The organism is Marinobacter sp., assembly GCF_048269445.1.
Taxonomy (GTDB): domain Bacteria; phylum Pseudomonadota; class Gammaproteobacteria; order Pseudomonadales; family Oleiphilaceae; genus Marinobacter.
In genome coordinates this window covers 182952-205270 of sequence record NZ_JBLXIQ010000006.1, presented here as the reverse complement: position 1 = coordinate 205270, position 22319 = coordinate 182952, and the positions used below count along the sequence as shown (strand labels likewise).

Below are 22319 nucleotides of genomic sequence, written 5' to 3'. Positions count from 1 at the left end.
AAATCTAGCATTTGTAAGCCAATCCGTCATTTGGCAGGTGAAGGGCAGTTTGTGGTGGGATATTGCAGACAAAAAAACCGGCGCCTTTGATGGGCGCCGGTCTATACGCGAGCTCAGTATCAAGGATTCTTTATGTACGCGTTCTTGCGCAGATAGAACCACCAGTTAACCACCAGGCAGAGCGCGTAGAACACTGCAAACCCGTACATGGCCACTTCCGGAGTGCCAGCCTGAATTTCCTGGCCCATGACCCGTGGCGCAATGAAGGCACCGTAGGCGGCAACCGCTGAGGTCCAGCCCAGAACCGGCCCTTTTTGTTGCTGGTTGAAGATGAACCCGATGCTGCGGAAAGTGGAGCCGTTGCCGATACCGCTGGCCGCAAACATGATGATGAACAGGATCAGGAAGGGCGCAAAGTAGGCGTTCGGATCGGTTGAGTTATACGCCAGCATCATCACATAGCCGGTGGCCACGGAGGCTATCACCATGACCACCGAGATGATCTGGGTAACGATGGAGCCGCCGACCTTGTCGGAGATCCAGCCGCCGACAGGGCGGATGAGGGCGCCCACAAAAGGTCCCATCCAGGCCCAGGTCAATGCGCTCGGCGCATCAGGGTTTACCACTCGGGTTACGGTGCCGTCGGCAGCGACTTCCATCATGTTGCCGAAGATAACGCTGATGGACAGTGGCAGTGCAGCGGAGAAACCGATGAAAGAACCGAAGGTGAGGATGTAGAGCACAGTCATGGACCAGGTGTGCTTGTTGCTGAAGATCGCAAACTGGTTCTGTATGTTGGGCTTGATGTCGCCCGGGATCAGGCGCAGAAGAATCAGGGTGAGCACGATGGTCAGTGGCAGGGCCAGCCACATATTCAGCACGCTCAGGGCCCAGACGCCGGCGACAGACGCCAGGAGGCCAACCCCATAGAGTCCGAGGATCTTACCAAACGCTGAAAGAGGGTTGCCTGGATTTGGAGTAACCACTTTCAGGTTGTTCATGCCGAACCATCCGGCAAACGCCAGCGGAATCAGGAACACCAGCCAGATAAAGCCGGCGTTCTGGATCCAGGTGTCAGTGCCTGCCTCGATACGGCCAATGAGCGTGCCGCTCGGGCTTTGCAGTTGCATCGGATCACCTGCCAGGGCGCCGAAAATACCAACGGTCATCACCAGTGGGATCACCACCTGCATGGTGGTCACGCCGAAGTTACCCAGCCCGGCGTTCATACCCAGGCCATAACCTTGCTTGCTTTTCGGGTAGAAGGTGCTGATGTTGCTCATGGAGCAGGCGAAGTTACCGCCACCAATACCCGAGAGCAATGCCAGGGCCTGGAAAACGATGAAGGGCGTGTCCGGATTCATCAGGGCGATGCCGGTACCGGCCGCAGGGATCATCAGCAGGGCGGTGGTCAGGAACACCGTGTTCCTGCCGCCGGCAATCTTGATCATGAACGAGGCGGGAATCCGCAAGGTGGCGCCAGACAGGCCTGCAATCGCAGAGAGGGTGAACAGCTGGTCAATGCTGAAGGGAAAGCCCAGGTTCTTCATCTGGGTGGTGATCATTCCCCACATCAGCCAGACGGCAAAGCCTATCAGCAGGCTGGGTATGGAAATCCACAGGTTGCGGGAGGCGATGCGTTTGCCCTCCTGCTCCCAGAATTCTTCGCTTTCGACATCCCAGTGTTCGATGTCCGCGTTGGTTTTCGCCATGATTTTGACTCCCTCGGTTAACTTACCCATGACCGCATTCAGGGCGGCATCCGGGCTTCTCGATACCATTGTGCAAAGAGGAGCAGGGAGGCATTCTTGATATTTCTCAAGGACAAGCCGGTGTCCGGCACAGTCCGTTTTCCGGCCCTATTCCGTTTGTGTTTTTGTCCAAAAAAATATATAAAAATCAATTGGATACGAAGGTGATAATCCGAAATGGGTAGGCAGTCCGGAAGTCAGCGCAGTAGAGGTAGCCAATCATTTCCGGCGATTCTGGCTCTGCCGGAACAGGACAATCATCTGCAGGCCGACAAGAGCGTACGTGCATGACCAGCTCACAGCCGCCAGCCAGAGTAAGTGCGGGTTTGTGAAAGGTGTAATGCCCACCTCAAGTCGCGCGAGCGCCGCAATAGCCATGGCGATAGCAATACCAACAACCTGCCAGGTGGGGGGCGTGGTCCGTCTGGCGCGCTGCCAGGCTAGCCGGAGCATGACGCTTGAGGACAGGGTGCCGAGGGCGCCAATGGTGACCAGGTGCAGGGAGGGGGTTGGATCCGTTCCCCGCAAAAGACTGAGCCCGGTGGTGCCGGCACCTGCTGCCAGCCACAGATAACCAAGGGCCAGAACCAGAAGATCGGGCCGGTTTCTGCAATGCCAAAGCTTCCAGCGGATGGTCCGAACAACAATCAGAACAGCCGCGGTCAGGAGCAGGAACCCTGCTCCTGGAGCTGCAAAGGGAACAAGGGTCAATGTCAGTGCCAGCGCCAGAATGATCAGCAGCATCCCTTCAATGCGCGGTTGCACCCGCGCAGCCAGGGGAATGCCTCGCTTTTCCAGGGTTCCCGCTACCGCCGGGGCAATGAGTCTGCCCCCGATAAAGGTCATCAGCAGCAACAGGCCTACAATGGCCGCCATCATCACCTGGCGGGTTCCGGGTATTGACTGAACGTTTCCGGTCAGCGTGTTATTGGCAAGCCAGAAAACGACCGACAACAGGCAGAGAATCAGGATTAGCGGGCCTGCAATCCGGTTTCGCCATTTCTTGGCCGCCTGGAATCTGGGAACGGCGTGGCGAGCCAGCAACAGGGCAAAAGCCGGGCTGAGCAGTTGGGCGGCAAGGCTCTCCGGGGCCAGAGACCAACTGATCCGGGCGAGAAGCCACAGCAGAAACAGCGACGCAAGAATCCGTCGCGGCTGGGGGCCCAGTGTATAGCCGGCAACCAGGGCCATCGCAAAGCCGAAAATCAGTTCGTGGCCGTGTCCTGAGCCCAAAAGCCCCGGCGGCCAGCCTGAACCAGACAGGACGCCGTAAACGGATAAAGGCACCGCCAATGCAGCCAGAAGCGAGGCGGCCGGAAAGAACAGCCAGAATGCATGGATGTTTGGTCGGAGTCTGCCCGGGTTGTCCGAAGTCATTTCGTATCCTTGACCAGCTCGCGTCCCGGAGCTATTTGTAAAAGTATCACGGGATACATTGTAAAGGTGCATCATGAATATTACACAACTTGCCCGTCTGCCCTTTTCTGGCAATGGCGCCTGGTCTGAGCTTCGGCGTCTGGATCTATCCATTCCGTTCCTGGCGTGGGTTGTCGTGGTACCTATGTCGTTTCTGCCGCCGGTGCTGCTTTACTACGCGGGAACCCAATATGGGGATGGTTTTATCGAGGGATTCGGGGACAAGCAATGGCGTTTCATCACCACCATTCTTTTTCTGGCCGAACTGCTCACGTTTTTCGTCATGGGGTGGCTGATTCATGCGGTCATGAACAGCCATCAATTGAAGATGAGTTACCAGGATGCCTATCTGCTGGCCGCGATTGCTCCGCTGCCGCTTTGGCTGTCGTCATTGGCGCTATTGGTGCCAGCCCTGGCGGTGAGTGTGGTTGCCGTATTTGCCGGGTTATTCCTGTCCTGCGCCCTGGTCTACCAGGGAGTTCGGTCCCTCTGCGGGCGAGCCGATAACGATGTGGAGGCCATGTCTGCCACCTACACCGTTATGGCGGCGTCCTTGCTTGCGTGGGGTGTGTTGATGGCAATGGTGTGGGGCTTCTGATCAGGCGGTGTAGGGCAAAACGCCGAAGTAAATGGCGCTGAAATGGCAAGCGCTGCCGCCGATCACGAACAGGTGCCATACGGCGTGCATGTAAGGAATCCGGTCTGCCAGATAAAAAGCGACGCCGACGGTATACACAATGCCGCCGGCGATGGTGAGGTGCAGAGCCGTCTCGCTCAGGCTGGCGACCAGATCTGAGGAAGCAAAGGTAATCAGCCAGCCCATGGCCAGGTAAATACCGACACGCGCCAGTTTGAAACGATTCTTGAAAATCACCTTGAGCACCACGCCTGTGATGGCCAGTGACCAGATCACCGCGAACAGCGTCCAGCCCATGGTTCCCCGCATATTTACCAGCAGGAAGGGCGTGTAGGTGCCAGCGATCAGCAGAAATATGGCGCAATGATCAAGGGTTTTGAAGGCTCTCTTCAATTCCGGGCGCCTGGCTCCGTGATAAAGGGCAGATGCCAGATACAACAGAATCAGAGAAGCACCAAAAATACCGAAGCTGACAATTTTCCAAGCGTCACCGAGCTGACTGGCCCCCACGATCAGAGCAATGGTTCCGACAACGCTGAGCAGGGCGCCCAGGCCATGGGTGGCACTGTTCAGCCATTCCTCGATACGATGATGGACGTTTTGTGCAGGGGGAGCTGTTGTCATTGGAGGGCTTTCCGATTTAGTCATGCCGATAAAGTACTTGAGCGTACAGGTGTACGCAATGGCCGGGAATGAAGATCCTGTGACTCTGTTCAGAAAAACTGAATGACCTGCCGGAAAACTTCCGGTTTCTCTGTAACTCGTCGGTGGTTATGCTCGTTTGATCAGATGACAGACAGAGGAGGTTTTTTCCCGATGGCAAAAGTACTTGTCCTTTACTATTCGATGTACGGCCATATTGAAACCATGGCGAACACAATTGCCGAAGGTGCCAAAGGCGTAGACGGTGCCGAGATCACCGTAAAACGAGTCCCTGAAACCATGTCAGATCAGGCGTTTCTGGGTGCGGGCGGCAAGGCGGAACAGGAAGCGCCCGTGGCAGATCCGAAGGAGCTCGCGGATTACGATGCGATCATTTTCGGCACGCCGACCCGCTTCGGTAACATGGCCGGCCAGATGCGCACCTTCCTGGATCAGACTGGCGGTCTGTGGGCCGAAGGCAAACTTCATGGCAAGTTGGCCAGTGTCTTCACTTCCACCGCGACCGGTGGCGGCCAGGAGCATACGATCAGCTCGTTCTGGACCACCCTGGCCCATCACGGCATGGTGATCGTGCCCCTGGGTTACGGGATCCCGGAGTTTTTTGATGTCTCGGAAATGAATGGCGGGACGCCCTACGGCGCGTCGACCATCGCCGGAGGCGACGGCTCGCGCCAGCCCAGTGAGAAAGAGCTGACGATCGCCCGCTATCAGGGCAAGCATGTGGCTGAGCTGGCGGTGAAACTGCGCGGCTAACAGCAAAGTAGTGATGAAGCGTTGAGTGTTTTTCAGGGCAGTGGGCGAGAGCTTGCTGCCCTTTTTTTGTATTGTATCCGGCCTTGATCGGAAACTTACACCCGGTTGCCGGCAGCGCCGGTTTTCAGCCGTGAGAAGGTTGCAGGCACAACGCCCAGCCACGATGCCAGCTGGTTATCGGGCACGCGCCTGACCAGCTCCGGGTATTCCTCAAGCAGCAGCCGATAGCGCTCCCGGGCTGGCATGGTGTGCTTCCGGAATTCCCTCATGCTGGTCAGCTCCGCCATCTCCTCGGTGAGGGCCAGCGCGAACCTGGGCCAGAGTCCTTCACCGTGAGACTGGATCGCGGATCTGAAGGCGGAGAAATCCGCCACCCAGAGTGTCGCCGGCGTGCTGGGGGTCAGGCACAGGGTGTTGCGTACGGTGCGGGTGCGGCCAAAAACCGGCCATACCATATCGCCCTCGGAGAAAAAGTGGTGCACAGAGATTTTGCCGTTGGGCGCTTCCCGGAACAGCCTGAGGATACCGTATTGGATCAGGTAGACGTTGGCCCAGGGCGAGTCATGCTTTTCCAGGTTGGTTTCTGCATCGACCCGGCGCTGATGGAACAGGCGGGCCAGGTCTGCGAGAAAGCGTGCATCCGGATCGTTTTCATGGCCTGCCAGACGGATACCGAATACCCGGCTCAGGCCGTTCAGCAGGGCCGTCGACTCCGGGGCGGCGTCATGATTGATGATGTCCGGATTGTTTTCTCCCAGCATGCAGGGAGCGGAGGAGACGTCTGGCCTGAGGATGCTGTTCATGGCATTGACCCTGTTTTGAGTGTCAGGGTAATTATCGTATCAGAAAAACATCTTTTGAAATGACTTAAATCATTAAGGCTTTTTCACTGAGTCGATAACCGATAGGAGAATGACTTCAGTTCCGGGCCAGCCCTCAGAGTCAGCCCTCAGTGACTGGTTCCCTCTTCGTAATTGATCTTGTTCCAGACGTTGTATTTCCCGGAGGGCTTATTCATGGGAATGCGCTTTTCCTCCTCCAGAGTATCAGCGTCGTAAACGATTACAGCTCCTTCCTTGTCCCAGATGCTCAGTAGAAGCTTCTCGCCATAGCGATCGAATTCCACGTGGGCGGCGACCTTGCCCGGAGCGGGCTGCAGTGTTTTGACGATTGCCAGGGTCTGCTTGTCAATGACGTGGACCTTGTCCTTGTTGGGACCGAAGAACACGTCGACCCAGGCGTAGCGGGAATTTTCATGGCTGCGCATGAAGAAGCCGGGGCCCTGGGTTTCCAGGGTCTTGATGACTTCCCAGTTGTCCATGTCGATGATGGAGACCGCACCGGTGCGGAAATGGGGCGTGGCCATGACCCGCTTGCCCTGGTATTCCCAGGTGATGCCGGAGCCAAGGTGAGGCATGCCGGGGAGGGGGAGTTTGGCGACGGTGTTGCCGGTATCGAGATTGATTACGTAGCCACGCTTGCCGTCGCGGGCGGCGCCGATGACGTGTTTGTAGCCGGGGTCGAAGAAGAAGTCGTCCAGCAGAGTGTCGATCTGCATCCGGCGGATAATGGGCGCGCCGTGTTCCACAGTGATCTCCCAGGCTTCCGGGATATCCTTGAGGGCGGCGATGAAGCTGGCCCGCGGTGGGGCGGCATAGACGGCGCTGACCCGGGAGCTTTCGCCGGCGTTATTTTCCACCGGGATAACGCCCATCAGTTCCAGATTGTCGGCATCGAACAGTACCAGGGTGTGGGGCAGATAGTTGGCGGCCATCAGGTGTTTGCCATCAGCGGACACGGCGATGTTGCGCATGTTGATGCCGGCGCGCACTTCCGCCACCACTTTCAGGTTGTACAGGTCGTACTTGGTGATCCAGCCGTCCCGCGAGCCAAAGTAGACGTAACGGCCGTCCGGGCTGTATTTCGGACCACCATGCAGGGCATAGCGGCTCGGGAATCTGTGGATAGGCTCCATCTTGTCGCCATCCAGGAGGGTGACGTGGTGGTCACCGATTTCTACCACCAGGAACAGGTTCATCATGTCGGCTTCGTACCCCGGCTCGTCGGGTAGCGTACCTTGGGGGTGGGGTAGCAGATGGCTGTCGAGGATTTCTGCCTGGCCCCAGGTGGGCGTGCTGGCGGGTGGGCGGTAAATATAGTCCGCCAGGGCGGTGATGGATTCGCTGGCAAGAGCATTGGCAAAGGCCGGCATCTGGGTTGCGGGCCGGCCGCTGCGGATGGTGGCTTCTGCCTCGGGCTTTTTGAGCCTGGAGAGGTTTTCCGGAAGCAGGGCGGGACCCATGCCACCCAGACGGTCAGAGCCGTGACAGCTGGCGCAGTGTTGCTGGTAGAGCGCCTCGGTCTCTGGATCCGGGCTGGCCAGCAGCGAGGCCGGGAACAGCAGGCTGGCGGCAAGAATTATCAGGTTTTTTTTACAGTTCATCATGCCGGTCCGCCTCCTGCCCGGGCTGCGATTGTCTCATTCTGGCCGGAATACCAGCCGGCTGCCGCGGGCTGTGCCAGCTTGTCTGCGAGGCGGACGACCTCACCCACTATAATCAGTGTCGGAGGCTGGAAGCCTTCACGAAGGATAGTGGCTTCAAGTTCCGCCAGCGTGGTGACCGCCATGTGTTGCTGCGGCGTGGTTCCCCGCTCGATGAGGGCCACCGGGCAGTCCCCCGGCAGACCATGCGCCGTAAGTTCCCGGACTATCGTCGGAGCATTGTGAAGCCCCATATAGAACACCCGGGTCTGGCCCGGCGCTGCCAGCACGTCCCAGTTCAATTCCAGGGACTGGTCGGCCTTGCGATGGCCGGTTACAAAGGTCACGCTCTGGGAGTAGTCCCGGTGGGTGAGCGGGATGCCGCAGTATGAAGCACAACCGGCGGCAGAGGTGATTCCCGGAACCACCTGGAAGTCGATGTGATTGTCCACCAGAAATTCCGCTTCCTCGCCGCCACGGCCGAAAATATACGGGTCGCCGCCCTTGAGCCGGACCACCCTGCGCTGTTTAACCGCCAGCTGCACCAGCAGTTCATTGGTGTCTTCCTGGGGTACGTAATGGCAACCGCTGGCCTTGCCAACGTGAATTCGCTCGGCCGCGGGGTTTACCAGTTCCATGATCTGGGGCGATACCAGGCGGTCATAGACGATGGCATCGGCCTGCTGAATCAGCATCAGGGCCCGTAGGGTCAGCAGGCCGGGGTCTCCCGGGCCGGCTCCCACGATGGCCACCTCTCCGGCCCGTAAGGGTTGTTCCGCCAGCTGGAACTCCACCAGGCACTTCTTCCTTTGGCTGGTTGTCATGATGCTTGTCCTTACAGGTTGTGAACCGGGATTTCGGTAACCGGGGCGGCAACGCGCCGGGGCTTATCGAGAACACCAATTTCTTCATTGGTGAGGTAGCAGCCGGGGTCTTCCTCCCAGAAGTCACCGGAAATGTTGTAGGCCCGAACCCGTGTATTGCCGTTGCAGATGGCCAGGTATTTACACTCCGCACAGCGCCCCTTGACTGGTCGCGGGTGCTGCCGGAAGCCCTGCATCAGCGGGTCGGTGGTGTCAGCCCAGATTCTGGAGAACGGAGTTTGGCGAACGTTACCCAGGTCATGGTTCCACCAGAAGGTGTCCGGGTGGACCACGCCCAGGTTGTCGATATTGGCGATGTTGACGCCTGAGGCGTTGCCGCCCCAGTTTTTCAGGCGCTGCTCTAGCGCGCCGACCTGACTTGGGTAATGCTGTTTCGCCCACTCAATCAGGAAGGGGCCGTCGGCGTCGTTGTTACCGGTCACATACTCCCGCTCCACGCCCCGCTGGAGTTCCTGGTGACAGTGGTCGAACATCAGGTCCATGGCTTCCCGGGTCATGTCGTACCAGGCATCCCGTTTCCGGTTCCGGCCGCCACGGCCGGAGTAGTTCAGGTGGGAAAGATAGAACTTGTCGATGTCGTGCTCATCGAGCAGGTCCAGCATGGCGGGCAGTTCCGGGAAGTTGTCCTGGGTCAGGGTGAAGCGCAGTCCTACCTTGATGCCGGCCTGCTTGCACAGGGCAACCGCATGCATGGAGTCCTTGAATGCGCCTTTTTTCTGCCGGAATTCGTCGTGGGTTTTTTCCAGGCCATCGATGCTGATGCCGACATAGTCATAGCCTGCCTCGGCAATCTTGCCGATGTTGTCTTCGGTGATCAGTGTGCCGTTGGTTGACAGCCCCACATAAAAGCCCATTTCCCGCGCCCGGTGAGAGATGTCGAAAATATCCGGGCGCATCAGTGGTTCACCGCCGGAAAGAATCAGGACCGGTACACCGAAAGTCTTGAGATCATCCATCACGGTATAGACTTCCTGGGTGCTCAGCTCGCCCTTGAAGTCGATATCGGCAGAGATTGAATAGCAATGTTTGCAGGTCAGATTACAGCGGCGGATCAGGTTCCAGATCACCACGGGGCCGGCCGGTTTCGGAATCGGGTGCACCGGGGCCGGACTCATAAGGCTCTTGATGTAGCGGGTCATTCTGAACATGGTGCTTCCTCTCTCATGATTTCCGCAGCCGCAGACCGGTTTTTTTCAGAATGGCTGTGCTGTAAAGAATGGTGTGGTGCTGGCAATGGTCCCCGAGCAGGGACTGAATCTGCGAAGCCTTGGCTTCCACCTCTTCCCGACTGGTGCCATGCACCATCGCAAACAGGTTGTAGCTCCAGTAGGGCAGGTGCCGCGGGCGCCGGTAGCAGTGGCTGACAAAGGGCAGTTCGCCCACCTGCCGGCCCAAGTCGGTGATGGCGTCGTCGCGGACATCCCAGACCGTCATGCCGTTGAAGCGATAACCCAGGCGATAGTGATCGGGTACGGCGGCGATCCGACGGACTACGCCCGCATCCTGCATGCGTTGGAATCGGGCCAGCACTTCGTCCGCCTGCAGTCCCAGTTGCTTGCCCAGAGTGCCCCAGGGATCCGGGTCCAAAGGCAAACCGTTCTGGGTGGCCAGAATCAGTTTGCGGTCGAGTTGGCAGAGCACATAACTCTGTTCAGACCGGGAAGTGGAGATGGACATGGAACTCTTCCTCCTTGGGCATGTTGTAAACGGGATAGCCGGTGGCGGATTCGATGGCAGCAATAACCCGGGCGATGTCTTCCGGGGCTTCCGTGGCCAGTACAAACCACATATTCAGTTCATGTTCCCGTCTGTAGTTGTGGGCCACTTCATCGAAAGCATTGACCGTTCGGGTAACGTCCTCAAAGTCCTGCTCCGGGATGCGTAGGGCGGCAAGTGTCAGGCCACCGCCCATTTCCCCGGCGTGAAACATGGGGCCAAAACGCGTGAGAATGCGACGGGCCAGAAGGTCCTTGAGGGTGTTCAAGAGCACCTGCTCGGTCATGCCAAGTTCGTCGGCCACTACGGCATAGGGCAAGTGCACCAGTGGTAGCCCTGTCTGCAACCGGTTAATGACGGCCCGCTCCACCTCTGTGAACTCGGAGTCTGCCCGAGGGCGCTCAGTCGCGGCTGACATAACGGCCTCCCCGTTGCCGGTAGGCTTTGGTGCTGAACAGCACGGCATGGGGGATCTGTTCCAGGCCAAGATCGGCCATCAGTGTTTCCAGCTGGCTCTGGACCCGTTGCCGGTCAACGCCGTGAATCATGCAGAACAGGTTGTAGGGCCACTCGGGGAGTCGGCGCGGACGCTGGTAGCAGAGGGTAATGAACGATGTGCGAGCCAGAGCGCGGCCCAGATCCTGAACCTGATCGTCCGGGACATCCCAGACCGCCATCGCATTGGCTGTGTAGCCCAGTGTCCGGTGTTTGATAACCAGACCCAGCCGCTTGATAAGTCCCCGTTCCTGCCACTGCCGAATGGCCGACATGACTTCCTGCTCCGAAAGTCCGGTACGCTCTGCCAGAGTTTGATAGGGCTGAGGGGTGAGGGGTATGCCCAGCTCCAGCTGTTGCCTCAGTCGCAGCAGCCCCCACGCACTGGTGGGCCCCGCGCCGGCGATTTCCGGTACGACGGCCAGATACTTTGGGGACTGGCGAAGGTTCACGGCAGGGCCTCCCAGTCAATATCGAAGCCCAGGTCGATGTGGTAGGCCTCCACCATCGGTAACCGAAGCATGGGGAGCCTGAGCTGGTGTTCCAGTTCGTCCAGCCGCTCTTCAAGGACGTCTTCATCGGGCGCGGTCATGACAAACCAGAGGTTGTAGGTGTGCTCCCGGGCGTAATTATGGTTTACCCCGGGGGCAAGATTTACCCGGGCGGCCACCAGGTCGATCTGTTCGTCTGGTACCGCCACAGCAGCCAGCAGACTCGCGCCTGCCCGGCTGTGTTCAAAAATCGGCCCGACCCGGCTGAGAACCTGGCTGTCCTGGAGCGACTGAAGGCGTTCAATGACCTCCTCTTCGGTAATGCCCAGTTGGCGGGACATTGCTTCGTAGGGCCTGTCACAGACGGGGAGGTCCCGCTGAAAAAGGTTGATCAGTTGTCTGTCAGTGGTATCCAGTCTCATCAGTGCTCTCCTCCGGGCCGGAACCGATCAGTACACGTCGTGCTGGGTGTTGTAGACGTTGAACTTGCCGGTAGGCGTTACCAGTCGCTCGTCCCTGATCACCTTTTTCAGCTCGCGGGTTTTGTCATCAACAACCACCAGGGCCGAGGTCTGTTCCTTGCCGTTCCAGACCGAGAACCAGACTTCGTCACCGGCGACGTTGTATTCCGGCTGAACCACGCGCTTGGGCCCTTCGCCCAGATCCGCCCATTCGGCGATTGGCAGCACTTCATAGCCGGCATCGAGGTTGTCGATGTCATACACGGCGATGCTCTGACTAACCGCCTCGGCCGGGTTCAGTGCGGTATCGACCCACAGGTTGTCGGATTTCGGGTGAGTCTTGATGAACAGCGACCCACCGCCCTGGCCGTTGAGCGTACGGACCACTTTCCAGGCCTTGTCGGGATGGCCTTCGGGGTCAGTACCAATCAACTGGATAGTGGGATCACCCAGGTGGCTTGTGGCCCAGACCGGCCCATGCTCTGGGTCCACAAAGTTGGCGCCACGGCCGGGATGGGGGATCTTGCCAACGTCGACCAGAGCCTCGAGTTCCCGTTCCTTGGAATCGACCACCGCGATCTTGTTGGACTGATTGGCAGCGGTCATGAAGTACCGCATGCTGCTGTCCCAGCCGCCGTCGTGCAGGAACCGGGCGGCATCAATGGTGGTGATGCTCAGGTTGTCCAGATCCTCGAAGTTGACTAGCTGGATCTTGCCGGTCTCCTTGATGTTGACAATAAACTCCGGGTGCTCATGGGAGGCGACGATGGCTGCCACGCGCGGTTCCGGGTGATATTCCTGGGTATCCACGGTCATGCCCCGGGTGGAGACAATTTTCTTCGGCTCCAGGGTCTGGCCATCCATGATCACGAACTGTGGCGGCCAATAGGTGCCGGCGATGGCGTACTTGTCCTCGTAGCCCTTGTACTTGGAGGTCTCCACGGAGCGGGCTTCCAGGCCGACCTTGATCTTGGCGACGGTATCGGGATGCTCCATCCAAAGGTCTACCATGTTGATCAGGGCATCACGCCCGATAACGAACAGGTAGCGTCCAGAGGCTGACATCCGTGAGATGTGAACTGCGTAGCCGGTATCAATCACCTCGACGATCTCCTTGGATTCGCCATCGATGAGTGCAATCTGGCCGGCATCCCGCAGGGTCACGCTGAACAGGTTTTTCAAGTTCAGGTCGTTCAGCTGTTTCTTGGGCCGGTCTTCAGGCTGGACAACAACTTCCCAGGTGGCCTTCATGTCGGCAAGGCTGAACTCGGGTGGCTCCGGTGGCTCGTGCATCAGGTACTTGGCCATGAGCTCGATTTCAGCCTCGGTGAATTCACCGGACGTGCCCCAGTTGGGCATGCCCGCTGGTGAGCCATAGGTGATGAAGGCCTTCAGATAATCCAGACCGCGCTCCTGGGTGATGTCAGGGGTCAGGGGTTTGCCGGTGGCACCTTTACGCAGGACGCCGTGACAACCGGCGCAGCGCTCGAAGAAGATTTTCTTGGCTTTCTCGAATTCGGCTTCGGTCAGATCCGGAGCGCCCGGACTGCGAACGACCTTGGCTGACTCCGGAGCAATCGCACTCGCAGTACCTTCATAAGCTGTTGCGGCCGGGTCGTCGGGATGTTTGGCGTCGTCAGTGGCCGCCAGGGCGCCGAACGACGCAACGGCAACCGCCAGCGCCAGGGGTTTGAAAAACAGATTGGTTACTCTCATCGGGTTCTCTCCTTGGATTTAAGAGTCCCTCTAGGTTTCGCTTCTTTACTCTGTTGAACATTGATTTATATCAGATGTCTGTTTTTTGTCCGGCGTCTACCTAACGATGGGTATAACCAAAGAGTCCTGGTGTTGATGGTCGATTTTAACCAATATCAAGGATGAGCATTATGGGTGTCGTCACGATGCTGATAACACATGGGAGGACGTAGCGGTTGAACGGTTTCTTGCGGGAATGGCAAAGGCGGAGTCTGGTTTGCGCTGCTCTGTTGTTCGGGCTGGTTATGGCGCCGGGTGCGGTGATCGGTGATGAGTCCGGAACTCAGACTGCGGATCAGGCCCGTCTTGCCAACCTGGTGCTCCAGGATTGTGGCTCCTGTCATGGCCTGACTCTCCGCGGTGGCCTCGGACCACCCTTGCGGCCAGAGGATTTGGGAGGTCTTCAGGTAGAGGCCATTGCCGCCATTATTCGCGAAGGTGTTCCGGATACCGCTATGCCGCCCTGGAAACCACTGTTGTCCCCCGAAGAGATTCACTGGATCAGCAAGCAGCTGAAATCCGGTGCATTGGTTTCGCCCTGAGGGCCAATCTGGAGGAATGATCAATCATGGATCCTGCGCTTAAGCGGCCCGCACATCTGATAGTTGCAGTGCTTCTGGCTATCGCCTTGGGCGGCTGCCAGGCATTTCCCGGATCGGAGATTTCTGAAAAAGAGTCCCGGCCGGAAATCATGGGCACTGGCGATCTCGGTCTGATCGTTGAGCGGGCAAGTGGCTCAGTGCTGGTTATCAACACGTCCCGCCATGAGGTACTCGGGCGAGTCAAAGGGCTGGGGGATCTGTCCCACGCGTCTGTGGTCTATTCCCGGGACGCCCGATATGGCTATGTATTCGGAAGGGACGGCGGCCTCACCAAAGTCGATCTGTTAACCCGAACCATCGTCGACCGGGTTATCCAGTCGGGTAACAGCATTGGCGGCGCTATCTCCCAGGATGGCCGCTACGTGGCCGTTTCCAACTACGAACCGGGTGGCGTGAAGGTGTTCAACAGCCAGACACTGGAGCTGGTAGCGGATGTGCCCGCGAACTATACCAGCGGGGATGGAGAAACGGATCAGTCCAAAACGGTCGGGCTGGTGGATGCGCCGGGGAACCTGTTTGTGTTCAGTCTGTTTGAGGCGGGAGAAATCTGGACCCTCGACATGAGTGACGAGTCGGCGGCGATCACCCGCTTCGAGGCGGGCAAATCGCCGTACGACGCGCTGATTACTCCGGATGGACGGTACTATATTGCCGGCCTGTTTGGTGAGGATGGCCTGTCGATGCTGGATCTGTGGCACCCGGGGCAGGGTGTGACTGAAATCCTTCCGCATTATGGCAAAGGGGAGCAGGCCTTGCCGGTATACAAGATGCCCCACCTGGAGGGCTGGGCCATCGCCGATGGGCAGGCCTTTGTGCCGGCGGTGGGTCACCACCAGGTGCTGGTGGCCGACATGAGCGACTGGTCCCTGGCCGATCGTATCCCGGTGCAGGGCCAGCCCGTGTTCGTGATGGCCAGCCCGGACAATCGCCGAATCTGGGTGAGCTTTGCTCATCCGAACAACGATGTAGTTCAGGTGATCGATTCACAGACCCGGGAAATTATCCGCACCCTGGAACCCGGCGATGCGGTTCTGCACATGGAATTCACGCCCCGCGGCGAAGAGGTGTGGGTCTCGGCCAGGGACAGCAACCGGGTGACCGTTTACAACACCCGCACGCTGGAGCCGGTCGCAACGCTCAGTGCAGAAAAGCCGAGTGGTATTTTCTTTACCAGCCGGGCCCATGCTCTCGGCCTTTGAATTACGGCAGGCATGGTCAGGGGCCGTGCTGACGGGCTTGCTGGTTACAACGGCTGCAAGTGCCGAGGACACGCGGATTCTGATCGGTATTGAATCCGCGACCAGTTCGACAGCGGTAGCCCGCTATCGGCTCACGGAATACCTGCAGTCTCAGGGTTGCGAAGCCGATATCCGGTTTAACGCCAAGGCTCCTGGTCTTGCCCTGGCGTTTCTGCCAGGTATGCCAGGGAATTCCTCGCCGATTCTGGTCGCGGTTAACCGGGGTGGCCAGCTGCCGGTTCCGGTCTGGGTAACCCGCGGGACGGCCGGTGTGAGGCATATCCGGGAACTTCAGGGTCGTGACCTGGCAACGGTTGCCGGTACGGATCCACTGGGCGCCAGCCTGCCGCTGGCTGCGCTACAACAACAGGGCGTCACGCCCAAACCTGGGCAGCTTTATGAAGCCGGTGACTACAGCTCTGCCCTGGGGTTGCTTCTTCACAACAACACCCATGCGGCGGCTTCCGAACTGGGGTTTGTAAAGCCGTTTCTGACCGGCAACAATCTGGTAGTGAGCTGGCAGGGCGAACCGGTGAAGGCTGCAGGTTGGTACCGTCGAGCCGGTTGGAGCCGCGCTGCAAAGGCCTGTGAACAGGCGTTGGCCCGGAAGCAGCGGTCAGATGATCCACAGATATTTGTGATTTTTCCCGAATGGGTAAACGGCTTTGCCTTGCCCGACAGTCAGAATTCAGAGGATTCAATGCAATGACGTTTTACCAACCTGCAGGCAACGAGATAGAACTGTTTCAGGCTGCGGCGGATAACGGGCTACCTGTGCTTATCAAGGGGCCAACGGGCTGTGGCAAGACCCGGTTTGTCCGATACATGGCCGAGAAATTGGGGCGGCCGGTCTACACTGTTGCCTGCCACGATGACCTGACTGCCGCTGATCTGGTGGGCCGCCATCTGATCGGGCCGGAAGGCACCTATTGGCAGGATGGGCCTTTGACCCGGGCAGTGCGTGAAGGGGGCATCTGCTACCTTGATGAAGTAGTGGAGGCCCGCAAGGACACCACGGTGGTACTGCATCCGCTGGCGGATGACCGGCGGGAACTGCCGATTGAGCGTACCGGCGAGGTGCTGAGCGCAGCGCCTGGATTCATGCTGGTGGTGTCCTACAATCCGGGTTACCAGAGCCTGCTGAAGGGGATGAAACCGAGCACCCGACAACGCTTTGTATCAATGAGTTTTGACTACCCGGACGCGTCGGCGGAACAGACCATCGTAATTGAGGAATCCGGTTGTGACCGGGAGCTGGCGGAACGGCTGGTAAGCCTGGCCCGATCAATTCGTAATCTGAAGGATCACGATCTGGAGGAGGCAGCATCGACACGGCTGCTGATTCACACCGCTCATCTGGTCCGGGCTGGCGTACCGGTTACCGAAGCCTGTCGGGCGGGGATGATAGAGCCGTTGTCCGACGATGAAGAAACTGTCAGCGCACTCATGGAGGTGGTGTATGCCGTATTCGGGAAGTCAGTCGAAGGTCAGTAGTGGCGCGATTGTTCCGGTGATCTGGTACTTGCTGAACCTGTTGGCTTTGCCGGTTTTCGGTTTTGCGGTGCTGGTTTGGCTATTCACGGGGTCTGATCAGGCACCGGCGTTGCGGCGGGCCCATACCCGGGCGGCGGTTTTTATGTCGATGATCGGTGCGGTGGCGATCTTCTCCGGAGTGGCAGTATTCTGGCTGTTGTTCGGCAATACGGGCAACTTCTGGACGGGTGCGATTGTCTGGGCCATCGTTCTGCACACGTCGTTTGTATTATGGGGAATTATTTCGCTGGCTCAGGCGGTCAGTGACAAGCCACCGTATTTTCCCCGACGTTTTCTCTGAACTTTTAGCCTGGGTGGAGTCGAGGTCGGTCAGTTTACCCAGTGAATGACGGCCAATGCTGAGACAATAACCGGTGCCCATGCCTGGGCGGCAAAGCGCCAGCCCGGGGGTGCCTTGCGCATTTCCATGAAATGATCGACCAGCAGAACCGCTTTCACGATCACCAGTGCAAAAACCAGCCATATCAGAACGGAAGCATCAGCGCCTGCCTGCAAGGCAATCACCGGCGCCATCGTGCAAACCATCAAGGTGATGTAAACCGCTAACATGGGAACTCCTCTTTACGCCAGAACGTACAGCATCGGGAAAAGCACCAGCCAGACCAGATCCACCATATGCCAGTAGGAGGCGCCGGACTCCATGCCGTTCATGTCATCTCCGTTGTAGTCGCCCCTTTTAACCTTCACGGCCAGAATCACCAGGATGATTTGGCCCAGTACCACGTGCATGAAGTGGAAGAAGGTGAGGAAGAAATAGAACATGAAGAAGGTGTCGGTACCCAGGTTGTAGCCGTTGCCATAGAGGTCTGCGTATTCCCAGAGTTTGCCGAAGGTGTAAACAGACGATGCTCCGATGGCGCTCCAAAGCAGCAGGGCGACGCCCGGCCGGCAGTGTCGCAGGCGGTGGACGGCGGTGGCTGCCAGATAGCTGGCGGTGATCAGGCCGATGGTGTTGATCAGGCCGGTCCAGGGGTGCAGTACCTGTCGGCCGGCAGCGAAGGTGTCCGGGTCGAGGCTGCGGGCGACGCCAAAGCCGATGAACAGGATGCCGAATACCGCCAGTTCCGCGGAGATGAAGAACCAGACAGCGAGGTCGCCGGGCAGGTGGCGGGGTGTTATGGAGGGTGTCGGGGCGGATACTTGCATGGGCATCAGCGGGTCAGGTTCATGTAGAGCTTTGGCAACTGCAGCGGCAGCTGTGCCGGGTCCTTGATCACCACGAACTGGTTGCTGCCGAAGATATAGGGCAGGTATTCGCTGGCATCGTCGTCGATGGTGACACAGAAGGGGGTCAGGCCCGCTTTATTGGCTTCCTGAACGGCCATTCGGGTGTCTTCCACGCCATACCGGCCTTCGTAAAGGTCCAGGTCATTGGGTTTGCCATCAGTGAGGAGGAGCAGGATTTTCTGATGTTCGTGTCGGCCCTTCAGCAATCGGGTGGCCTGCCGGATGGCGGCGCCCATGCGGGTGTAATAGCCCGGCTCCAGTGCCTGGATCCGGCCCCGGCTGATATCGTTATAGGGCTCGTCAAAGGACTTTATGTGATGGAAACGCACATGGTCCCGGCGGCGTGAGGAGAAGGCAAAAATCGCAAAAGGGTCGCGGCTTGCTTGCAGGGCCTCGCTCAGCAACTGCAAGCCGTCCCGGACGATTTCGATTACCCGCTGGGTATTGTTGATGAAGGTGTCCGTGGACATGGAGGTGTCCGCAAGAATCAGGCACGCCAGGTCCCGCTGATTCTGTTTGCAGCGGCGAAACAGCTTTTGGTCGATAATACCGGTGCCCCGACGGTGCTGGACTTCCCGTTCCATGCAGGCGTCCAGGTCCAGTTCCTCGCCTTCCATTTGCCGGCGTTCCCATTGCCGGAGTGGCTTCAGAGCGCTGAACTGGCGGCGCAGTCTCATGGCCGGACGGGACAGGTGGTTCGGCAGCCGGGTGGGCGCGGAGTCCTTGCTCAGCATGGGCTGCAGGCAGCAGAAGCGTTCCCGGTAACTCTGGCTGCGCCAGTCCCATTCCGGCAGGTGGATGCCGGGGCCCAAATGCAGGTCGTCGTTTTCTTCCGAAGGCAGATCCAGATCAAACTTGATGGCGGAGGACGCTTCCCGGCGGTCTTCGGAAACCGAAATCATGTCCATATCATCGGCCACGGCGTCGGCATCCTCTTCCTCGGTGTCATCACCGGCCCGGTCGACAGGGATAAATTCACTCCAGGAAAACAGGCTTTCCAGTCGGAACAGCATCAGGCCCTGATCCTTGTCGAAGGCGTCCACCCGCTCGGCCCGCCGGCGTTTGCGCTTTTTCGCCAGGCCGCCCGGTGTTGAGGTTACTTCATCGTCTCCGGTGGTCTGGCCGGTTGCCTTGCCGGGCGTGGTTGTGGGGTAAAGCCAGATCACAACCGGCCAGGGATCGGACTCCGCACGAGGCAGGGTTTCCACGCTGCCAGGGTCAATCAGCGCCTGGCGAATGGCTTTCTCACGGCGACCTTCGGCTGGCGGCAGGGTGGATGGATCCGGGCGCCATTGCAGCGTATGGCGCACCAGGCGCTGGTAAACCGGTTCCAGCCCCGGCCATTTGACCAGTAGGGCCTGGACCATGGCCTGGTTGCCGGTCAGCCAGTCGGAGTCCGTCAGTTCACCAAGGGAGGCCAGGGCTGCCAGCCAGAGGTACAAATCCCGGTTCACCGGTTTGGAGGGGAACAGCGCCAGGCGCTCCGGCAGCCGAAGGCTCTGTTCATCCCGCCAGGCCAGTTCGAACTTTTTATGGGTGCCCGCCAGTTTCTGTAAAAACCGGCGTCGGGTGCGGAAATGTCGTGGTTCTGCGGTGACGAGGCTGAGGGCCGGGTCACCGCCCAGGGCGCGGAACAGCACGCCCAGGGTTCGAGCCTCGTCTTTCAGGTGCACCGCATGCTCGGGGAATTCGCCCACAGCCTGTCGGGTGATGTACTCGTGCCATTTGAAGCCTACCCACTCTTCCATTTCAACCCCTCAGGCTCCGCCCCGTTGCTTGCGTGGTGGTGGATCGACCTGGCGAACCGGAATCAGCACGGTCTGTTTACCAGGCTCACCGGGCTCCCAGCTCAACAGGGAGCCTTCCGGATTGTTTTTCTGCACCTCACGACAGGCGCTCACGCACTGCAGGCACTGGGTACAAGTGAATTTTGCCCGCTTGTGGCTGCGGGTAGGCAACCGCATCGGGCAGGCTTCATCACAGGCCTTGGTACAGTCACGGCAGGCTGCCGCCCGTTCAGTGTCAAAGGTGACGACCTTGCCTTTGCCGTTGGTCATCCAGGCAATGCTCTGCACCACCCCGAAGGCGCAACCGTATTTGCAGAACAGGTGCCGGGCGAACAGGAAATCCAGGGTGAACAGGGACGTGGCTACAGCCAGAAAAATAGCCGGATGCAGTGCCAGGTTGCCGGTGACCAGGTCGGTATACAGCGGGATGGGCGGTAACAGGTAAGACAGCATCGCAAGAGCCCAGGAAAAGCCAATCAGTGCGCACGCCAGCGCCAGCCCGGCCCAGTGCAGGGCCTTGCCCCGTCGGCCTTTTCGGAGTGCTTCGTAGAGCGTGGGCCGGCCGGTAACCCGGGTCATCAGGTGGTTGATGGTCTCCACCACCGAAAAGTGCGGGCATAGCCAGCCACAGTAAATTCGCCCCCATTTCCAGGCGATCCAGAGTACCAGTGGCACCAGAAGGAGGAAGGGGAGTATGAACCAGACGAGGATCTGGCCGGCCACTTCCGTCGGTGAGCTCTGGGTAACCCAGGCCAGCTCGAGATTGAATGACAGGGGGAACCCGAAAATGACGAAGTGGGTCTGCGTGAGATCGTATCGAAAAATATTGAGTACCGGCGCAAGCAGAAACAGCCCGAAGAACGCGGTGCGGGTCAGCAACCGTTTCCTCTGTAGGGTGTCCTTGTTCGGGAGAGTTTGCTCATGCACGGCAAATGTCCGTTGGAGGTTGGGCAGGCCGGAGCGATTCGCTCCGGCCTGCGGTTGTTATGCGTCCTGAGTCGCAGGGCCACGGACTTCCTCAGCCGGGGACGCCTGCCCCTTGATGAAGAAGCTGCCGAAGTACACGGCCAGGCCAGCCATGAAGAAGCAGCCGGCGATCAGTCGCATCCAGTAGAACAGGGCGATGTTGTCCTGGGTTGCCATGAACGACAGTGCGTCACCGCTCTCCGGAATCCGTTGCAGCCAGATCTGCAGAATGCCGGCGCCGGTCAGGAACAGGGTAATGAACACCATGGAGATGGTCATTAGCCAGAAGCCCCACATCTCCACCACCTGGGCAGTATTGCTGTTGCCGTAGGGGCGACCGCGCATGATCGGCATGGCATAGGAGATGATGGTCAGCACGATCATCACATAGGCGCCGTAGAACGCCATGTGGCCATGGGCTGCGGTGATCTGGCTACCGTGGGTGTAGTAGTTCACCGGGGCCAGGGTATGCAGGAAGCCCCACACGCCGGCGCCCAGGAACGCCATCACTGCTGTTCCCATGGCCCAGAGCATGGCAGCCCTGTTGGGGTGGTTGCGCCGGCGGCGGTTAATCATGTTGAAGGCGAACAGCACCATCATGAAGAACGGCAGCGGTTCCAGGGCAGAGAACACGGAGCCCAGCCACAACCAGTACTCGGGCGGTCCGATCCAGAAGAAGTGATGGCCGGTACCGATAATGCCGGTAATCAGCGCCATGGCGATGATGACGTACAGCCATTTCTCGATGACCTCCCGGTCGACACCGGTAACCTTGATCAGCACGTAGGCCAGGATGGCCCCCATGATCAGTTCCCAGACACCTTCAACCCACAGGTGAACCACGAACCACCAGAAGTACTTGTCCAGGGTCAGGTTGCCCGGGTTGTAGAAGGAAAACATCCACAGCACGGCGAGGCCGATCAGACCGGTAATCAGGACGATATTGACGACAGTCTTGCGACCCTTCAGGGCGGTCATCAGGATGTTATAGAGGAATCCGACCACAACCAGGGCTATGCCGATCTTGGTAATGGTCGGCTGTTCAAGGAACTCCCGCCCCATGGTAGGTAGCAGTTTGTTCATGGTGACATCGGCGAGGGTGGCGTAGTCCACAAACAGGTAGCCAAGGATAGTCAGGGTGCCGGCAACGGCAAACACCCAGAACAGGATCCAGGCCAGCAGCGGGCTGTGCAGCTCGGTTTGCGCCTCTTCCGGAACCATGTAGTAGGTTGCGCCCATAAAGCCGAACAGCAGCCAGACAATCAGCAGGTTGGTGTGAACCATCCGCGCCACGTTGAAGGGAATTTCCGGAAACAGGAAGTCACCTACCACGTACTGAAGCCCCAGGATCAGGCCGAACAGAATCTGGCCGGCAAACAGAACCAGTGCAAAGATAAAGTAGGGCATTGCCACTCTTTGAGATTCGTATTTCATATTGATT

General features: G+C 58.8%; 24 protein-coding genes. 7 read left to right on the top strand and 17 right to left on the bottom strand.

What is annotated here, in order from left to right; all coding sequences use genetic code 11:
* Positions 1–119: 119 nt before the first annotated feature.
* Entirely contained in the window at positions 120–1712 is a 1593-nt protein-coding gene (locus ACN0XM_RS14265) for an antiporter (protein WP_417567609.1), read from the bottom strand.
* A gap of 258 nt (positions 1713–1970) precedes the next feature.
* A complete protein-coding gene (locus ACN0XM_RS14260; protein WP_417567608.1) occupies positions 1971–3128 on the bottom strand; it encodes an NnrS family protein in 1158 nt (385 codons plus the stop codon).
* Between the two features lie 73 nt (positions 3129–3201).
* Between ACN0XM_RS14260 and ACN0XM_RS14255 the strand changes: the two genes are divergently transcribed.
* On the top strand, positions 3202–3765 hold the full coding sequence (locus tag ACN0XM_RS14255) for a Yip1 family protein (protein ID WP_417567607.1): 564 nt from the start codon (positions 3202–3204) through the stop codon (positions 3763–3765).
* On the opposite strand, the gene trhA is transcribed toward ACN0XM_RS14255, so the two are convergent.
* Positions 3766–4428, bottom strand: coding sequence for a PAQR family membrane homeostasis protein TrhA (gene trhA, locus ACN0XM_RS14250; RefSeq protein ID WP_417567606.1), 663 nt, complete (start codon positions 4426–4428; stop codon positions 3766–3768).
* 192 nt (positions 4429–4620) lie between these two features.
* On the opposite strand from trhA, the gene wrbA reads away from it, so the two are divergent.
* Complete coding sequence (gene wrbA / locus ACN0XM_RS14245) at positions 4621–5220, top strand: NAD(P)H:quinone oxidoreductase (protein WP_417567605.1); 600 nt, start codon at positions 4621–4623, stop codon at positions 5218–5220.
* 95 nt (positions 5221–5315) lie between these two features.
* Here wrbA and ACN0XM_RS14240 read toward each other — a convergent pair whose 3' ends face one another.
* From ACN0XM_RS14240 to ACN0XM_RS14200, 9 genes are all read right to left on the bottom strand, one after another.
* A complete protein-coding gene (locus tag ACN0XM_RS14240) occupies positions 5316–6023 on the bottom strand; it encodes a Crp/Fnr family transcriptional regulator (RefSeq protein ID WP_417567604.1) in 708 nt (235 codons plus the stop codon).
* Positions 6024–6169: 146 nt separating this feature from the next.
* Positions 6170–7666 (bottom strand): cytochrome D1 domain-containing protein, encoded by a 1497-nt coding sequence (locus tag ACN0XM_RS14235; protein WP_417567603.1) that lies wholly within the window; start codon positions 7664–7666, stop codon positions 6170–6172.
* On the bottom strand, positions 7663–8526 hold the full coding sequence (gene cobA, locus ACN0XM_RS14230; RefSeq protein ID WP_417567602.1) for a uroporphyrinogen-III C-methyltransferase: 864 nt from the start codon (positions 8524–8526) through the stop codon (positions 7663–7665). Before cobA ends, ACN0XM_RS14235 begins: the two co-directional genes overlap by 4 nt.
* An 11-nt stretch (positions 8527–8537) precedes the next feature.
* Positions 8538–9734, bottom strand: coding sequence for a heme d1 biosynthesis radical SAM protein NirJ (gene nirJ, locus ACN0XM_RS14225; protein WP_417567601.1), 1197 nt, complete (start codon positions 9732–9734; stop codon positions 8538–8540).
* Positions 9735–9747: 13 nt separating this feature from the next.
* Positions 9748–10263: an Lrp/AsnC family transcriptional regulator gene (locus ACN0XM_RS14220; RefSeq protein WP_417567600.1), complete on the bottom strand. Its 516-nt coding sequence runs from the start codon at positions 10261–10263 to the stop codon at positions 9748–9750.
* Entirely contained in the window at positions 10238–10720 is a 483-nt protein-coding gene (locus tag ACN0XM_RS14215) for an Lrp/AsnC family transcriptional regulator (protein WP_417567599.1), read from the bottom strand. The genes ACN0XM_RS14220 and ACN0XM_RS14215 overlap by 26 nt, the downstream gene beginning before the upstream one ends.
* A complete protein-coding gene (locus ACN0XM_RS14210; RefSeq protein WP_417567728.1) occupies positions 10704–11204 on the bottom strand; it encodes an AsnC family protein in 501 nt (166 codons plus the stop codon). Before ACN0XM_RS14210 ends, ACN0XM_RS14215 begins: the two co-directional genes overlap by 17 nt.
* Before the next feature lie 41 nt (positions 11205–11245).
* Entirely contained in the window at positions 11246–11710 is a 465-nt protein-coding gene (locus ACN0XM_RS14205; protein WP_417567598.1) for an AsnC family transcriptional regulator, read from the bottom strand.
* Between the two features lie 27 nt (positions 11711–11737).
* A complete protein-coding gene (locus ACN0XM_RS14200) occupies positions 11738–13465 on the bottom strand; it encodes a cytochrome D1 domain-containing protein (protein ID WP_417567597.1) in 1728 nt (575 codons plus the stop codon).
* 215 nt (positions 13466–13680) lie between these two features.
* Between ACN0XM_RS14200 and ACN0XM_RS14195 the strand changes: the two genes are divergently transcribed.
* From ACN0XM_RS14195 to ACN0XM_RS14175, 5 genes are read left to right on the top strand one after another with little or no spacing between them, the layout of a single operon-like run.
* Entirely contained in the window at positions 13681–14046 is a 366-nt protein-coding gene (locus ACN0XM_RS14195) for a c-type cytochrome (RefSeq protein WP_417567596.1), read from the top strand.
* A 26-nt stretch (positions 14047–14072) separates the two neighbouring features.
* Positions 14073–15305 (top strand): cytochrome D1 domain-containing protein, encoded by a 1233-nt coding sequence (locus ACN0XM_RS14190; RefSeq protein WP_417567595.1) that lies wholly within the window; start codon positions 14073–14075, stop codon positions 15303–15305.
* Positions 15289–16053, top strand: coding sequence for a PhnD/SsuA/transferrin family substrate-binding protein (locus ACN0XM_RS14185; RefSeq protein WP_417567594.1), 765 nt, complete (start codon positions 15289–15291; stop codon positions 16051–16053). Before ACN0XM_RS14190 ends, ACN0XM_RS14185 begins: the two co-directional genes overlap by 17 nt.
* Positions 16050–16838: a CbbQ/NirQ/NorQ/GpvN family protein gene (locus ACN0XM_RS14180; RefSeq protein WP_417567593.1), complete on the top strand. Its 789-nt coding sequence runs from the start codon at positions 16050–16052 to the stop codon at positions 16836–16838. The genes ACN0XM_RS14185 and ACN0XM_RS14180 overlap by 4 nt, the downstream gene beginning before the upstream one ends.
* A complete protein-coding gene (locus tag ACN0XM_RS14175) occupies positions 16804–17178 on the top strand; it encodes a hypothetical protein (protein WP_417567592.1) in 375 nt (124 codons plus the stop codon). Before ACN0XM_RS14180 ends, ACN0XM_RS14175 begins: the two co-directional genes overlap by 35 nt.
* 29 nt (positions 17179–17207) lie before the next feature.
* On the opposite strand, the gene ACN0XM_RS14170 is transcribed toward ACN0XM_RS14175, so the two are convergent.
* From ACN0XM_RS14170 to ACN0XM_RS14150, 5 genes are read right to left on the bottom strand one after another with little or no spacing between them, the layout of a single operon-like run.
* Positions 17208–17447 carry a cytochrome C oxidase subunit IV family protein gene (locus ACN0XM_RS14170; protein WP_417567591.1) on the bottom strand — a complete coding sequence of 80 codons (240 nt, stop codon included), beginning with the start codon at positions 17445–17447 and terminating at the stop codon, positions 17208–17210.
* 12 nt (positions 17448–17459) lie between these two features.
* The gene (locus tag ACN0XM_RS14165) at positions 17460–18050 is read right to left on the bottom strand and encodes a cytochrome c oxidase subunit 3 (RefSeq protein ID WP_417567590.1); all 591 of its coding nucleotides are present in this window, start codon (positions 18048–18050) and stop codon (positions 17460–17462) included.
* Complete coding sequence (locus ACN0XM_RS14160; RefSeq protein ID WP_417567589.1) at positions 18050–19873, bottom strand: nitric oxide reductase activation protein NorD; 1824 nt, start codon at positions 19871–19873, stop codon at positions 18050–18052. The genes ACN0XM_RS14165 and ACN0XM_RS14160 overlap by 1 nt, the downstream gene beginning before the upstream one ends.
* Positions 19874–19882: 9 nt before the next feature.
* Entirely contained in the window at positions 19883–20839 is a 957-nt protein-coding gene (locus ACN0XM_RS14155) for a 4Fe-4S binding protein (RefSeq protein WP_417567588.1), read from the bottom strand.
* Between the two features lie 57 nt (positions 20840–20896).
* A complete protein-coding gene (locus tag ACN0XM_RS14150) occupies positions 20897–22312 on the bottom strand; it encodes a cbb3-type cytochrome c oxidase subunit I (RefSeq protein ID WP_417567587.1) in 1416 nt (471 codons plus the stop codon).
* Positions 22313–22319: the final 7 nt, after the last annotated feature.